Annotated in this window: 9 protein-coding genes and 2 pseudogenes; 2 read left to right on the top strand and 9 right to left on the bottom strand. The window is 30.2% G+C overall.

Features of this window, described 5'->3' with window-relative positions:
• Nucleotides 1–80 precede the first annotated feature (80 nt).
• The 5 genes and pseudogenes from BRSU_RS00055 to BRSU_RS00035 form a co-directional block, all read right to left on the bottom strand.
• Nucleotides 81–952 (bottom strand): annotated as a pseudogene (locus BRSU_RS00055) (Rpn family recombination-promoting nuclease/putative transposase).
• 699 nt (nucleotides 953–1,651) lie between these two features.
• Nucleotides 1,652–2,206 (bottom strand): 2-oxoacid:ferredoxin oxidoreductase subunit gamma family protein, encoded by a 555-nt coding sequence (locus BRSU_RS00050; protein ID WP_014489138.1) that lies wholly within the window; start codon nucleotides 2,204–2,206, stop codon nucleotides 1,652–1,654.
• 15 nt (nucleotides 2,207–2,221) lie between these two features.
• Nucleotides 2,222–2,956 (bottom strand): thiamine pyrophosphate-dependent enzyme, encoded by a 735-nt coding sequence (locus BRSU_RS00045; protein ID WP_048593223.1) that lies wholly within the window; start codon nucleotides 2,954–2,956, stop codon nucleotides 2,222–2,224.
• Nucleotides 2,953–4,011, bottom strand: coding sequence for a 3-methyl-2-oxobutanoate dehydrogenase subunit VorB (vorB, locus tag BRSU_RS00040; RefSeq protein ID WP_048593222.1), 1,059 nt, complete (start codon nucleotides 4,009–4,011; stop codon nucleotides 2,953–2,955). The genes BRSU_RS00045 and vorB overlap by 4 nt, the downstream gene beginning before the upstream one ends.
• Nucleotides 4,011–4,244, bottom strand: a complete 234-nt coding sequence (locus tag BRSU_RS00035) for a 4Fe-4S dicluster domain-containing protein (protein WP_048593221.1) — start codon at nucleotides 4,242–4,244, stop codon at nucleotides 4,011–4,013. Before BRSU_RS00035 ends, vorB begins: the two co-directional genes overlap by 1 nt.
• Before the next feature lie 236 nt (nucleotides 4,245–4,480).
• Here BRSU_RS00035 and BRSU_RS00030 point away from each other — a divergent pair, with 236 nt between their 5' ends.
• A complete protein-coding gene (locus BRSU_RS00030; RefSeq protein ID WP_048593220.1) occupies nucleotides 4,481–6,883 on the top strand; it encodes a tetratricopeptide repeat protein in 2,403 nt (800 codons plus the stop codon).
• Nucleotides 6,884–7,400: 517 nt separating this feature from the next.
• Here the strand turns inward: BRSU_RS00030 and BRSU_RS00025 are convergent.
• The 4 genes from BRSU_RS00025 to BRSU_RS00010 form a co-directional block, all read right to left on the bottom strand.
• Nucleotides 7,401–8,804 carry an L-cystine transporter gene (locus BRSU_RS00025; protein ID WP_048593219.1) on the bottom strand — a complete coding sequence of 468 codons (1,404 nt, stop codon included), beginning with the start codon at nucleotides 8,802–8,804 and terminating at the stop codon, nucleotides 7,401–7,403.
• 609 nt (nucleotides 8,805–9,413) lie between these two features.
• Nucleotides 9,414–10,640 carry a peptidase T gene (gene pepT / locus BRSU_RS00020; protein ID WP_048593218.1) on the bottom strand — a complete coding sequence of 409 codons (1,227 nt, stop codon included), beginning with the start codon at nucleotides 10,638–10,640 and terminating at the stop codon, nucleotides 9,414–9,416.
• A 478-nt stretch (nucleotides 10,641–11,118) separates the two neighbouring features.
• Nucleotides 11,119–13,383 carry a thiamine pyrophosphate-dependent enzyme gene (locus BRSU_RS00015; protein ID WP_048593217.1) on the bottom strand — a complete coding sequence of 755 codons (2,265 nt, stop codon included), beginning with the start codon at nucleotides 13,381–13,383 and terminating at the stop codon, nucleotides 11,119–11,121.
• 14 nt (nucleotides 13,384–13,397) lie between these two features.
• The gene (locus BRSU_RS00010; RefSeq protein WP_048593216.1) at nucleotides 13,398–14,435 is read right to left on the bottom strand and encodes a 2-oxoacid:ferredoxin oxidoreductase subunit gamma family protein; all 1,038 of its coding nucleotides are present in this window, start codon (nucleotides 14,433–14,435) and stop codon (nucleotides 13,398–13,400) included.
• 416 nt (nucleotides 14,436–14,851) lie between these two features.
• Here BRSU_RS00010 and BRSU_RS00005 point away from each other — a divergent pair.
• Nucleotides 14,852–15,545: pseudogene (locus BRSU_RS00005) on the top strand (methyl-accepting chemotaxis protein); the annotation flags it as partial.

Raw genomic sequence — 15,545 nt, 5'->3', positions numbered from 1 at the left:
GCTCATAATTTTTTTATTTCTATATTTACACATAAAAAATTATTCGCCCACAGTGTCTAGTAAATAAATTTACTAGACGCTCATAATTTTTTTATTTCTTCTATGCTCAAATCTGTATTTTCACTTATTATTTTTATATCTATTCCTGATTCTTTTAATTTTTTAGCTATGGATATTTGCTGTTCTTTTTTACCTTGTTCTATACCTTCTCTTATACCTTCATCTCTCTCTCTTTTTAACATTATAGTTTGACCATATAAAAAAGCATCTCTGGCGTTATAAACTTCCATTTCTTCTTTACTTGATATAAATCTCTCATATTTATCTATTACTTTAGGCATAATATCATTAACCTCCTTTAATTTATCTTTTACTTTATCTAAATCTTTAACTGTAAAAAACTCTATCCAAGATAATATTTTATTTTTCTTAATATCATCCGTATTGGCATTATTTAATATTTTTATAAATCTTGGTACTTCTATTATATGCATCTGCATCATATCTAATGACACACTATGATTCTCAGTATCTATTAATTTAAAACATCTATGGGCTTTACCTTCATCATAAAAATCCATATTAAAGTTCACAAAATTAATACTTATAATCTGACTAATAATATCATAAGGTTCGTTTTCATTAATTTCACTTACCACATTTTTTGATATATAATAAAATATCCTTTTTACAAAATCAATATTTCCAGATAATTGTATCTCTATAATTATTTTTTATTGTCTTTTGTTTTAGCTTTCACATCAAGAACAGATTCTTTGAGATTAATATTTTCAGGCAAATTATGAGGATTTATAATTTCTAAATCATGTACTTAATCAAATTTTGAATCTCTAAGTACACAATTTACTATATTTTCTAATATATCTTCATTTCCAAGAGAGCCTAGAAGGTAACGCACAAAGTAATCGTTCATTCTGTTAATATTTCTCATAAACAAATTATAACAAATAAATATATAAAAGTAAATTAAGAAAATATTCATTACTAGTGCCATTTTTGAAAATATAAGACTTTTATAAAAAATAAAATGTCATTAAGTAGAATCAAATAAATTTATAATAACATTAGTTTATGTTAAAATATTTATATGTCTTTTTTGCAACTTTGGCAAAGCCAAAAAAGTTGATATAAAAAATAAATAAAAAACTACCCATTAAAAGAACCTTTTATTTATAAATAAAAAATTACTCGTAAAAAGAGCCTGCCATTTTTCAAATAGCAGGCACTCGTAATTTTTTATCTCAAGCTTTTTTATTTATTAAATAACTATATTACATTAAGATACTAAATCTTTAACGGCATCGCGTCCGGCATTTAATGCCTTTTTTATTTATATATAAAAAAATTTTCGCTAAAAACTTTATTTATAAATAAAAAATTACTCGTAAAAAGAGCCTGCCATTTTTCAAATAGCAGGCACTCGTAATTTTTTATCTCAAGCTTTTTTTATTTATTAAATAACTATATTCATTAAGATACTAAATCTTTAACGGCATCGCGTCCGGCATTAAGAGCCTTTTTTATTTATATATAAAAAATTACTCGTAAAAAGAGCCTGCCATTTTTCAAATAGCAGGCACTCGTAATTTTTTATCTCAAGCTTTTTTATTTATTAAATAACTATATTACATTAAGATACTAAATCTTTAACTGCATCGCGTCCAGCATTAAGAGCCTTTTCATTGGACGGAAGAAAATCTTTCTTACGCTCTCCGAATACCTTCAAAAATGCCTGCTGCACACTGTCAAATGATACTATATTATGAAGTGTAAGCAAAGCACCAAGCATAACCATATTAGCAGATTTAGGATTGCCTATATCGCCTGCAATTTTATTTGCTTCAACATAAGCAACTTTTATATCATCTCTTGAAGCCTTTTTATCTATCAAAGATGAATTTATTAAAAGTATTCCATTAGGAAGAACATCTTTTTCAAATTTGGTAAGAGAAGGAAGATTCATAATAACTGCCGCACTGGCATCATGAGAAATCATAGGAGAGCCTACAAGTTCATCACTTACAACTACTGAACAATTAGCAGTACCTCCTCTCATCTCAGGGCCATAAGAAGGACACCAAGTAACATGCTTATTTTCTATCATTCCGGCATAGGCTATCATCTGTCCCATAGACATAACACCCTGTCCGCCGAAGCCTGCAAAAATAATTCTTTCTGTACTCATATATTCCCTCCTTTTTTAACCGTCATTTCTAAAATTACCAAGAGGATAATGAGGTATCATATATTCTCTTATCCATTTATGAGATTCAGTTGGTGCTATTCCCCAGTTAGTAGTACAGCTTGTAAGCATTTCTACTATAGAAAATCCTTTTCCTGCAATCTGATTTTCAAAAGCCTTTTTAACAGCAACTTTAGCCTTTCTAATATTTGCAGGACTGTCTAAAGCAACTCTCTCAACAAAAGTAGCTCCTTCCAAAGTAGCAAGCATTTCGCATACTCTTATAGGTTTGCCTGCTCTGTGGAAATCTCTTCCGGCTTGTGTAGTAGTTGTTCTTTGTCCTTCCAAAGTTGTAGGAGCCATCTGTCCGCCTGTCATACCGTAAATTGCATTATTCAAAAATATTACTGTAATATTTTCTCCTCTTGCAGCGGCATGTACTATCTCGGCAGTACCTATTGCAGCTAAATCTCCATCACCTTGAAGTGTAAATACAACGCTGTCATGAATGGCTCTTTTTATACCTGTAGCAACAGCCGGAGCTCTTCCATGCGCTGCCTGCTGCATATCGCAATTAAAATATTTATAAGCTAGTACTGAACAACCTACTGAAGCTATTCCTACGGTTCTGTCAAGTACATTAAGTTCTTCTAAACATTCAGCTATTATTCTTTGAGAAGTACCATGCATACATCCAGGACAATAATGTGTCCTGGCATCTGTTAATCCTTTTGATTTTTCAAATACTGTCATAATAAACCTCCTGCTAAAACTCTCACATTATCTATTATTTCATAAGAAGTAGGTACCAAACCGCCAGCCTTTCCATAGAATTTAACAGGAACTTTACATTCCACTGCGAGTTTTACATCATCAACCATTTGTCCCATGCTCAGTTCAATACTTATATACATTTTGCAATTAGGATTATCAAATGCTTTAACAGGAAAAGGCCATAAAGTTTGAGGTCTAATCATACCAACCTTCTTGCCTTCTTCTCTAAATTTATCAACAACACCTCTTACTATTCTTGACATAGTACCATAAGAAACAAATATTAATTCAGCATCATCTGTATGGTATTTCTCTGCTCTTGCTTCTTTTTCTTTTATTTCATCGTATTTTTTCTGCAAATGAAGATTATGTTCATATAATAATTCAGGCTCTAAATAAAGAGAGTTAATTATATTATTTTTTTCTCTTTTTCCTCTTTTTCCGCATGCAGCCCAAGTCTTTTCTTTTATCTCATACTTTGGCTTATATACTATATCTACAGGCTCCATCATCTGCCCTATAAAACCGTCAGCAGCAACATAAACAGGAGTTCTGTAATGATCGGCTATATCAAAAGCCTCCATTATCATATCAGCAGCTTCCTGTAAATTCGCAGGTGCTAAAACAGGACAATTATAATCCCCATCTCCGCCGCCTTTAGTCATCATATTATAATCGCTTTGTGAAGGCTGTATACTTCCAAGTCCAGGACCTCCTCTCATAACATTAAGTATAACAGCAGGAACTTCCGCACCGGCAAGATATGATACACCTTCCTGTTTTAAAGCTATACCTGGAGAAGAAGAAGAAGTCATAGCTCTTACCCCAGCTCCTCCCGCACCATAAACCATATTAATAGCAGCAACCTCACTTTCTGCCTGCACAAATGATCCGCCTGATTCATACATAGCTTTTGACATAAATTCAGGTATCTCATTCTGCGGAGTAATAGGATACCCAAAAAAACATTTACATCCTGCAGCAATAGCCGCACTAGCCATAGCTTCATTTCCTTTCATTAATGTTCTAGCCATTATTTACCCTCCTCCTTATCTAACCTTTCAACTGTTATACATATATCCGGACACATCATAGCACAATTAGCACAGCCTATACATTTTTCCATATCAGTAATAGCTGCAGGATAATACCCCCAAGAATTCATATTTTCTTTATCTAAATACAGTATCTTAGTTGGACAAACAGATATGCAGTTAGAACATCCTTTACATTGTTCTCTATCAATAGTAACTCTACCTTTAGCCATATACCCTCCTTCATTGATATTAAACTTTTTTAATTTTAAAAAAATATATTAGTAAATATTAGAACAATATTATATTATATTTAAAAATATACGTTTGTCAAAATTTATTATAAAAATAAAAATAAATCAATGAATAATACTAACTATTCATATGAATAATATTAACTATTATATATAGTAATTATTATATTTTTGTATATAATTATAAGAATAGTCTATTATTGGAGTAATGATAAATGAATATGGATGATAAAAAGAAGATAGAAAGATTATTTGATTTAGGAAATGAAGCTTTTATAGGAAAAGATTATAAAAAAGCAATAGAATATTTAGATGAAGTTATATATATATATAATAGAGATATTATTGCATATTCAGACAGCGAATTTATTATATACAGCGATTCTTATGATAATGAAGATGATGAAGAAGGAAAAAATATAAAAGATGAAGATATAAATACTACTCATAATATTTTAGTGGATACTTACTATAATAGAGGACTATCATATTTTAATTTAAAAAACTACGAGGAAGCTATTAAAAATTTTGACAAAGTAATAGAGTTGTCTCCAGATAAATCTAATGCCTACTACAACAGAGGACATTCAAAATCATATTTAGGACAATATGAAGAAGGAATAAAAGATTTCAAAAAAGTTTTAGAGTTTAATGAAGATGATGCTGAAGCTATATACTATATAGGATTAGGATATTTTTATTTGGGAAGATATGAGGAAGCTATAAAAAACTTTGATATATCTTTATTATTAGATGATGAAATTGATGATGCATACTATTACAGAGGACATTCTAAAAGATATCTTAATATGTATGAAGAGGCATTATCCGACTTTAATAAAGTTATACAATTAAGAGATGATGACAGCGATTCATATTATTCTAAGGGTTTAACAGAATTTTTCTTAGGTCTATATGAAGATGCCATTAATGACTTTGATAAAGCCATTGAATTAGACGGCAATTATTCTAATGCCTATTATTTCAGGGGGCTTACTAAAAACAGCTTAGAGTTATATAAAGAGGCTATGGACGATTATAAAAAAGCATTAGAATACGCCGATGAAGATAATATTATCAGCATATATAATGATATGGGACTTCTTGAATACAAGTTAGGAAATTATAAAGAATCTATTAATTATTATACAAAAATAATAGAAATAAATGATGATATATACTATTCATATTATAACAGAGCATTAGCTGAAGAATCTTTAGAACTATATGAAGATGCTTTAGCAGATTATAATAAAGCTATAGAATTAAATCCTGAAGATACTTATTCATACAATAATAGAGGTCTTATAAAAAATGAAATGCAGATGTATGATGAGGCATTAGAGGATTATAATAAAGCTATAGAACTAGAACAAAATGATGCATATTTATATAATAATAGAGCGTTACTAAAAGGCAGGATGCATTTATATAAAGAAGCTATAGAAGATTTTGATAAGGCTATTTCATTATACAGTGAAGATGCTGAATTTTATTATTATAGAGGGCTTACTAATTCATATTTAAATGAATTAGATGAAGCTTTAAAATATATAAACAAAGCCATAGAATTAGACCCGCAATATATTAATGCCTATAATGAAAGAGGGCTTGTACATTATAGAAGTTCTAATTATGAATTAGCTATTAAAGATTTCAAAAAAGTTATAGAGCTTGATAATGAAAGTGTATATGCTAATTATCATTTAGCTTTATCTTATGATGCTTTAGAGGAATATGAAACAGCTTTGAAATATTATGCTAGAGTTATTGAACTTAATCCGAATACTCCTGATCCATATTATAACAGGGCTTTAGCTGAAATTGAAATGGAATTATACAATGAGGCTATAAAAGATTTTTATAAAGTAATAGAGATTGATAATACCATAATGGATGCTTATTTTAATATAGGTATATGTTATGATTCTTTGAAAGAGCATCAAAAAGCTATAGACTGCTACACTAAAGTTATTGAAGCTGATAAGTCTTCTATTGATGCTTATTATAACAGAGGGCTCAGCAAAGTAGAATTAAAACTTTACAATGAAGCTTTTGAAGATTATATAAGGGCTTTAGAAATTGATCCTAAATATGCTAATGCTTATAATGGAATAGGATTTTCAAAGACAAAATATTCCAACAATGAATTTAAATATGGCAACACTCAAAGGGCTATAGATTTACTTAATGATGCTTTATTATATTATGAAAAGGGTTTAGCTTTAAAAATAAATGACAATTTAAACAATGCTTCAATTTATGACAGTATGGGTTATACTACTACAAAATTAGCTAATATTTATTTATCAATGAAAGATAATGACAATGCAAATAAATATTATAACAATGCTTTATTATGTTTTAGATATGCTTTAAAACTAAATAGTAAACATGCTCTAGCTAATAACAGCATAGCGTACATTTATATACAATTAGATAAAATGAACAATAAGAAAAATATTTTTAATGAAGAGGCTTACAAATATTTTTCTGATGCATACAGCTTTGCTAAAAAAGATGATAAAAAATTAATAGTAAAATGTATTACTTCACTTGCAAAAGAAAATATAAAAACTGCTGAAGAGTTTTGTGCTAATAACAATATAGAGTTTTAATTTACGCACGGTAAACTAAATAAAAAATATAAATTAATTTAGTATTCAAATTTTGCTATATATAAAAATAGATAAAGCGTGCGTAGTATTAAATTAAAAATCTAATCTGCACTTGGGTGGGTGCTATAATTTCTTCATTAGCTTTAAGTATAAATAAATTGAAAATTGCAGATTGTAGTGATAAAGAATAAAGGGGGGGTATGTAAATAAAGTTTTAAAACTTAATTACACTCGCCCACCCTTTAGTTTTTTTAATTTATTCTGTAGTTTTTAAATTATTTTTCTTTTTCAATATTACATGTTATTTTAGCTGCCCACCCAAGTTTTTTTAAATTTATTGCGAATATACCCCCACATTTTAGCAAAACTAAAAATTTATATTATAATTCAAATTTCATTATGTTTTTCAACTTTGTTCACCGTGCGGTTATCAGATATATAAATTTTATCTAATATAAAAATAGGTATCCCAATTTATTTGGAATACCTAAAACTTTTATTATAATATTTTAATTAATTACATAGCTTCTGCTTCATTAGAACTGGTATTATCATTGGAATTGAATTTATCCATATCCACTTCCTTGCAGATTTTTCCTGTAACAGCAGCAGTAACCATACCATCATTAACATTAAGCATGGTTCTTCCCATATCAATAAGAGGCTCTATTCCTAAAAGTATAGCTACTAAACCTACAGGAAAACCTAAAGCTGAAAGCGTAATCAAAGCGGCATTTGTAGCTCCTCCTCCAACTCCGGCAATTCCGAAACTTCCAATAGCAATTATTATAACAGCCTTTATTAAGAATGCAGGTTCAAGAGGATTAATTCCTAAAGTAGGTGCAATCATAGCAACTACCATAGCAGGATAAATACCAGCACATCCATTCTGTCCTATTGTTACAGCAAGAGAAGCTGATAAATTTGAAACTCCTTCAGATATCCCCATTTTATCTTTTAAAGCTGAAACAGTTAAAGGCAAAGTACCTGCACTTGTTCTTGATGAGAAAGCAAATGTTAAAACTGTAAATGCTTTAGTATAATATTTGATAGGATTATATCCAAATATCATAAGTATTATACTATGAACTATAAGCATAATTATTATAGATATATAAGAGGCTAGAAGGAATTGACCTAATTGAGCGAATGCATTCAAATCGCTTGTAGCCATGAATTTTGCCATAAGAGCTAATACACCGAATGGAGTTAATCTCATAACGAAAGCTACTATCTTCATAACAACATCATGCAAAGACTGCATAATCTTTTGGAAAAATTCAAAAACTTCAGGCTTTTTCTTTCTAAGTCCCAATGCAGAAGAACCCACTAAAGCTGCAAAAAATACAACTGAAAGTGTAGGCGATCCTCCCATACCGGCTAATGCTGCAAATGGATTTGTAGGTATGATATCTAATAATTGCTGAGGAACTGGTCTTGATGAAAATTCTTCCAATCTACCCTCATAATTTGAAGCACCTTTTGATATATCGCCTACCAATGACTGAAGTTTTGAAGCATCTAAACCAAATCCTTTAGCTGTTAAAAATCCAACTAAAGCAGATATTGCTGTTGTTATCATTAGTACGCCAATAATTATCATAGTCATTTTGCCTAGATTGTTACTATTACCTTTTATGTTAAGAAGAGCCATAGTTATAGAAACAAAAATTAAAGGCATAACTAACATCTGTAATAATCTCACATAACCGTTACCTACTACATTGTACCAAACGATACTTTGATTTACTATTTCCATATTTGAGGCATAAACTGTTCTAAGTACGAACCCTAAAGCCAAGCCTAAAACTAAAGCTGATAATACTCTAATTGTGAAATTCATATGCTTCTTTTGCATAAAATAGAGTAATCCAATTAGAGCCAACAATATTATAATATTAATTACAATATAAAGTCCCATATAAATACTTCCTTTTAATATTTTTAATGCATTCTAATATAATATAGTTTTGAAAAAATTGATAGTATTATAATCAGTACTATTTAACGCACGGTAAGTGAAATTTTATAATATAATAAAATTTGTATTTATGAATAAATATATATTTTAAATTTAGTTCTGCGTGCGGTGTATACTAAAAATTTTAGAGTTTGTCAATTTTTTGTTGTTCTTTTTCCCGCCGCAAAAAGAACCAAAAAGTGCAAGTATAAAATTAGTACAAAATCATACTAAAATTGTCTTATATGTAAGATAACCTCTTAAATAAAATCCTATATGTAGCCTTTCGCGAAGCGTATCCAAGCTTGTCGAAGATATAGCTTCTCGCCGTAGGCGGGCTTCGCCTGTGGCAATACTTAACAGTACTTCTCGGTCGCAAAAGAAGTGGGGGCTGGCACGACTGTGTGCTTCGCAGCAAAGCCCCAGATATAAAAAAGAAAATATAAATTTATTTTTGACAAAGTATATTTGTTTAGGTATATACTCAAAAAATTAAACAAATCTTGGGCAGGCAAATGTAAGTAAATTTAAAAACTTAATACATACCCGCTCACTTTATTATTTTTTAATTTAATTAGAATATATGCTTACTATTTTTAATATAACCTCTGTCATTTTTTCTAAAGACTGAACAGGAATGTATTCAAATCTGCTGTGAAAATTTTCTCCTCCAGCTGATAAATTAGGACAAGGCAATCCTCTAAAAGATAATCTAGCCCCATCAGTACCGCCTCTAATAGGTACTATTTTTTCTTTTATTCCGCATTCATTAAAAGCCTTTTTAGCATTATCAATTAAATGCATATGAGGAAGTATTTTTTCTTTCATATTATAGTAGCTATCTTTAATATCACATATAAATGTATTTTCGCCGTATTTTTTATTTAAAAAACTGCAAATATCTTTTATGAATTCTTTTTTATTATTGAACTTCTCTAAATCATGATCTCTTATAATATATTCAAGCTCTGCTTTTTCTTCTGTACCTTCTATATATGATAGATGATAAAAACCTTCATACTTTTCTGTATACTGAGGCTTTTGTTCTGCTGGAAGCATAGAGTTAAATTCCATTGCAAATAAAATAGCATTCTTCATTTTATTTTTAGAATAGCCCGGATGCACATTCACTCCATTAACTTTTATTTTACAAGAAGCGGCATTAAAATTCTCATACTCTATTTCTCCAATCTCTCCGCCGTCTATAGTATAAGCAAAATCTGCATTAAACTTTTCAATATCAAAGTATTCAATACCTTCTCCTATTTCCTCATCAGGAGTGAAAGCTATTTTTATTTCTCCATGCTCTATTGTTTTATCATTCATTAGAATTTCAGCCATAGTCATAATTTCTGCAATACCAGCCTTATCATCAGCACCCAAAAGAGTAGTTCCGTCTGTTACTATTAAATCATTGCCTATGTATTTATTTAAATTATCAAACTTTTTACTGCTTAAAACTATATTTTTTTCCTTATTTAAAACAATATCTTTACCGTCATAATTTTTAATAATATTAGTTTTTATATTTTCTCCCGGTGCATCTTCATTGGTATCTAAATGTGCAATGAATCCTAATTTAGGCTTATCCTCTTTTCCTTTAGATGCAGGTATCGAAGCATATACAAAAGATTTATCATCTATATAAGCATTATCAATACCCATTGTTTTTAATTCATTTACTAAATATTCAGCGAATACTCTTTGTCCTTCTGTACTTGGTGTTTGATTCTCATTTCTGCTGTTTGAAGTAGTATTAAAAGATGTATATTTTATAAATCTCTCATAAGTTTTCATATAATAGTCCTTAAAAATAATACCTATATGTTACCAAAATTATTTAATAATTCAATACATAATTTTTGAATTTATTTAAATACCCCGCCCTTTAAAATTTTCTGCTTAATCTACACATTTTAACTTAAATTAACTTTATTGTTTTATTAGAAATGTTAGCACCCGCCCAAGTGTTATTTAAATTTGAAAACCTATTTAACGCACGGTTAATTGGCTATTTTTTATAATCAAAATTTTATTTTTAATCAATCAATATTTATAATTTTGTTCTGCGTGCGGCTTAGTATACAGCAAATTTAAATAAATCTAGTAGGAGCTATATTTTCAGATTAAGTAATTAAGAAAAATGAAGTTCAAATTTTTATTTACATTGAAAATAGTAATGGGATGGATTCATAATAAAGCTTAAAAACAAAAATAACGGCTGCCTACCCTATCAGATAAACAACCGTCATCTTTATTTTAAGCTATTAACTTATTATAGAACAGGACTTTCATGCATAGCTTTGATTCTAGTCCATCTTCTGTCAACTTCTTTTTGGAAAGAGTCAAGTAAGTCTTGATGTTTAAGAAGGTGTTTAGTTTTACCCATCATTTTCAACCATTCAGTAACAGGTAATTTTTTATCATCAGCTATCATAGTAGTAATAGTAGTAATACCATGTTCAACTTCATATAATGGGAAGAAGCAGCAATCAACAGCAGCTTTAATAACATCTTTACCCATATCATCAGGAGATTTCCAGTTCAATGGACAAGCGATAAGAAGTTTAACAAAAGCAGTACCATGATGATTAGCATACCACTGAGCTTTAGCAGCTTTCTTAATCAAATCTAAAGGATAAGATTCACAGCCAGTAGCAACATAAGGTATATGACAACCAGCAAAAATCTGAGCAACATCTTTGTGGTTAAACTGTTTACCAACTTCAGCTTTACCAACGTTAGAAGTAGAAGTTCTATGTCCTATAGGAGTAGAGAATGATAATTGGTTACCAGTGTTCATGTATCCTTCATTATCATATTCTAATATAATCATTTTGTGATTTCTAATAGCAGCACCAATAGAAGGTCCCATACCTATATCATGACCACCGTCACCAGTAACCATTATGAAAGTAGGATCTTCAGGTCCTTGAATTTCTCCTCTTCTTTTTCTTTCATGATACATTTCAACAACACCAGAAAGAGTAGCAGCACCGTTTTGGAATAAGTTGTGAACATAAGTAGTTCTATAAGAGCTGTAAGGATAACCAGTAGTAACAACCATAGAACAACCAGTATGTACTAAAAGAACAACCTCACCTTCGATACCTTTCATGAAAGTATTGATACCAGAGAAGATACCACAACCGTTACAAGCACCATGACCTTGAGCATAACGATAAGCTTTACCAGTTAATTCTCTAAGAGGTGGAACTTTAACTTCAAGTTTATGAGTTTGTTCGTTCATAGTAACAGTTATACCAGATTTTTGGCTCTCTAAAGTAAGATGTTCATGTATAGGTTTCATTTCAACACCAGCATGACCCATATATTGCTCTAAGTAAGAATGTTTTTCAACAGAACCAGGGTTAGCTAATTCTTTTAAACCTAATTCAAATAATTCTTTAGCTTTTTCAAGAGTAAATTCAGTACCGCCAAGACCATAAACTCTGCTTACAATAGAAGATTTATTGTTTACATCGTTTTTCAAAGCAGCTCTGATTTCAGTAGACATATTACCGCCCATACCAGAGTATGAATCTTGTCTGTCACCTACTACTACAACTTTAACATTAGCTAATAATTTTTGTAATTCTTTTTCAGGGAAAGGACGAATTTGAGTGATAGCAAATGCACCTATTTTAAGGTTAGGATTAGCTTTTTTCATTTCGTCAACAGCTAAAGTGCCAGTTTCATAAGCAGAACCACAAAGCATTAAAGCAACTTCAGCTCCTTCCATGTTATAAGTTTCTATAGGAGAGTATTTTCTTCCAGAAAGAGAAGCAAACTCTTCAAATACATCTAAGATAATAGCTCTAGAATCTTCTAAAGCTTGAGAAAGCTGTAATTTACTTCCAGTTAACTCATCTTCGTTCATGTAAGGTCCAATTGTAACAGGATTTTTTCCTGGTTCAACTGAAGTAACTTCAGGAGTATAAGTACCTAAGAAGTCTTGTACATCCTTATCATTTTTGAAAAGGTGTATTTTTTTCTTCTGGTGAGAAGTGAAGAATCCGTCAGAAGAAACTATGATAGGAAGTTTAGCTCTTTCAGCAATTTTTAAAGCAAAGATATTGAAGTCGTAAACCATCTGAGTAGTATGAGCCATAATGATGATCCAACCAGTGTTAAGAGCCATCATAATATCAGATTGGTCACATTTAATATCTAATGGACCAGAAACAGTTCTGTTTACAACGTTTAATACCATAGGGAATCTAGTACCAGCTTGAACAGGTAATTGTTCCATAGCAAAAAGAAGACCGTTAGCAGAAGTAGCATTGAAAACTCTACCGCCAGCAGTAGTAGCACCATAACAGATACCAGCAGCACCATGTTCACCATCACCAGGGATCATACAAACAGTGTGTCTTCCATTAGCTTTCATTTCATCTAAGTACTCAGCAATTTGAGTAGATGGAGTGATTGGGTAATAACCCATTACGTGATAATTGATTTGAGCGGCTGCAATGGCTGCTAATTCATTACCACTTTCAAGTATGTTTTCTTGTTCAGCAAGATTATATTTGTTAGCCATTTATTCGCTCCTTATTATTTTTTATAACGTCTGTATGTAAGTTCATCAACATTACATTCTGCTTCTACTTCTATTCTTAAAGCTTGTTCTTCTTTAGGAAGCTGTTTAGGAGCATAAGGTCCTTTAGGACAAGCTCTAACGCATTTTAAGCAGCCTTTACAATATTGATAATCAATACCCATCATATTCATAACATTTGTTTTAGAAGCATCTTTTCTATCAACACCTCTTTCCCAAACGATACAAAGGTCCGGACAAACAACTTCACAGTTAGCACAGTCTATACAGTTTTTAGGATTGAATACTGGTATATTACCTGTACGAGTAACTTGTAAATCTTTTAAAGTAGAGTTACCAGCAGCATTGATATAACCGCCTGTTAATTGGTTGTTTTTACCATAAACAGGTTCTGGTTTTTTGTAAGGTATATATGGATATTTACCGTCTGCAGGGAAATCTTTTACTACAGAGTCGCTTCCGCCTCTTCTGAAAGCTTCAACGTTAGGTTCTACTAATTCAGGTTTCTTACCTGAGAATTGCTTTCTGATTTGCTCTTCAAATTTAGCAGAATCTATAAAGTCAAGCTGATTAACCATAGCACCCATAATGATAGTGTTAGCTGCTTGTGAAGGAAGTTTTAAATCATTAGCGATTTTAATAGCATCAACACAAACTACTTTACCACCATGTAATTTAGCAAAATCTCTTGCTTCATCAGGTGTTTTATTAGTGTTAAAAATAACGATAGCATCTTCTTTAACACCAGCTAATGTCATAGGGTTTTTAAGAAGATTCATATGGAATACAGCCACAACATGAGGCTCTTCTACTGTAGAGTTTACTCTAACTTCTGTATCAGAAAATCTTACGAAAGATTTAACTGGAGAACCTTTCTTTTCTGAACCATAACTTGAGAATGCAGCGCCATAGAAACCTTGAGTCAAAACACCTACTTCTGCAAGCATTTTACCAGCACTATTAGCACCCATTCCGCCTATACTTTCGAGACGAATCTCGAAAAAGCCTAAATCATTGACTTTTGGGAGTTTCACGATTTTTTTCTCCTTTATTTAATTAAAATGAGATTTTGGGAATAAACATTAAGAGTATATTAAATTCATAAAATTAATATACTATCAATGCTTATATATTGTACTATAAATAAGATAAAAGTCAAATTAATTATCATTATTTTAATGTACTATGTATATATTTTTATTAAAAAAATATATACATAGTTACACAAGTTTTACAAAAAAATGTATGAATAATAAAACATTTGACATATAGTATTTTAACTATTATACTATATAGTGGTGTTAAGAGTTACTAGATTTCATCAATATAATGAAAATTGTTATTCATAAAGAATATATCAACTATAATCGATATATCTTTACAATTTTTTATATTCTAGATAGCTAGTATTTTAAATTTTTATTTATATAACTTTATTGGGGTCTGTATTATGAAAAAGAGATTTAATAGTTTAAATGTTCAAATACCTATTGTAGTTAATGTTTTTATCGCATTGCTTTTAATTATTTCCATATCCACATTAGTATATATGTCAAAAAAAGCTATAGATAAATCTTCTTATGATGGATTTGGAACTACAATAAAAGGATATTCTACATTTTTCGATTCTCTAATTGAAAACCAGCTAATTTTATCAGATACTTATGCTTCTTTTTCTTCTGTAATAAATTATATGGAGTATAGAAATCCTGATGATGAAGCTGAACTTATAAATTCAATGAAATTAGTTGCAGGGAAAAATCCTTATGCTAAAAGTATATCTTTAATAGAACCAAATGGGACTATATTAAATAATTCAGAAGGAAATAATACTGATGTAGGTAAAAAAGTAAATGATCTATATCCAGATTTATGGAGAATATACGATGCTGCTAAAAAACCTACTTTAGCAGATTCTATATATAAAGACCCTAATGGTAAATGGATCACTGCTATCATTTCTCCTATAAATTCAAAAATAGATAATCGCTATCTAGGAGGTTTATTAATCATAGTAGATTGGCAGAAAGTAATAGATGAAATATCAATTACTGCTGGAGCAGTTCTAACTCATTGGATAAGACTATGGGTATTCAATAAAGATACTTTGCTTGTAATGCATAATGTACCAAGTGAAGTTGGTA

The sequence above is a fragment of the Brachyspira suanatina genome, from assembly GCF_001049755.1.
GTDB lineage: Bacteria > Spirochaetota > Brachyspiria > Brachyspirales > Brachyspiraceae > Brachyspira > Brachyspira suanatina.
The sequence above is the reverse complement of the archived record's forward strand: the minus strand, read 5'-3'. Positions and strand labels throughout refer to the sequence as shown.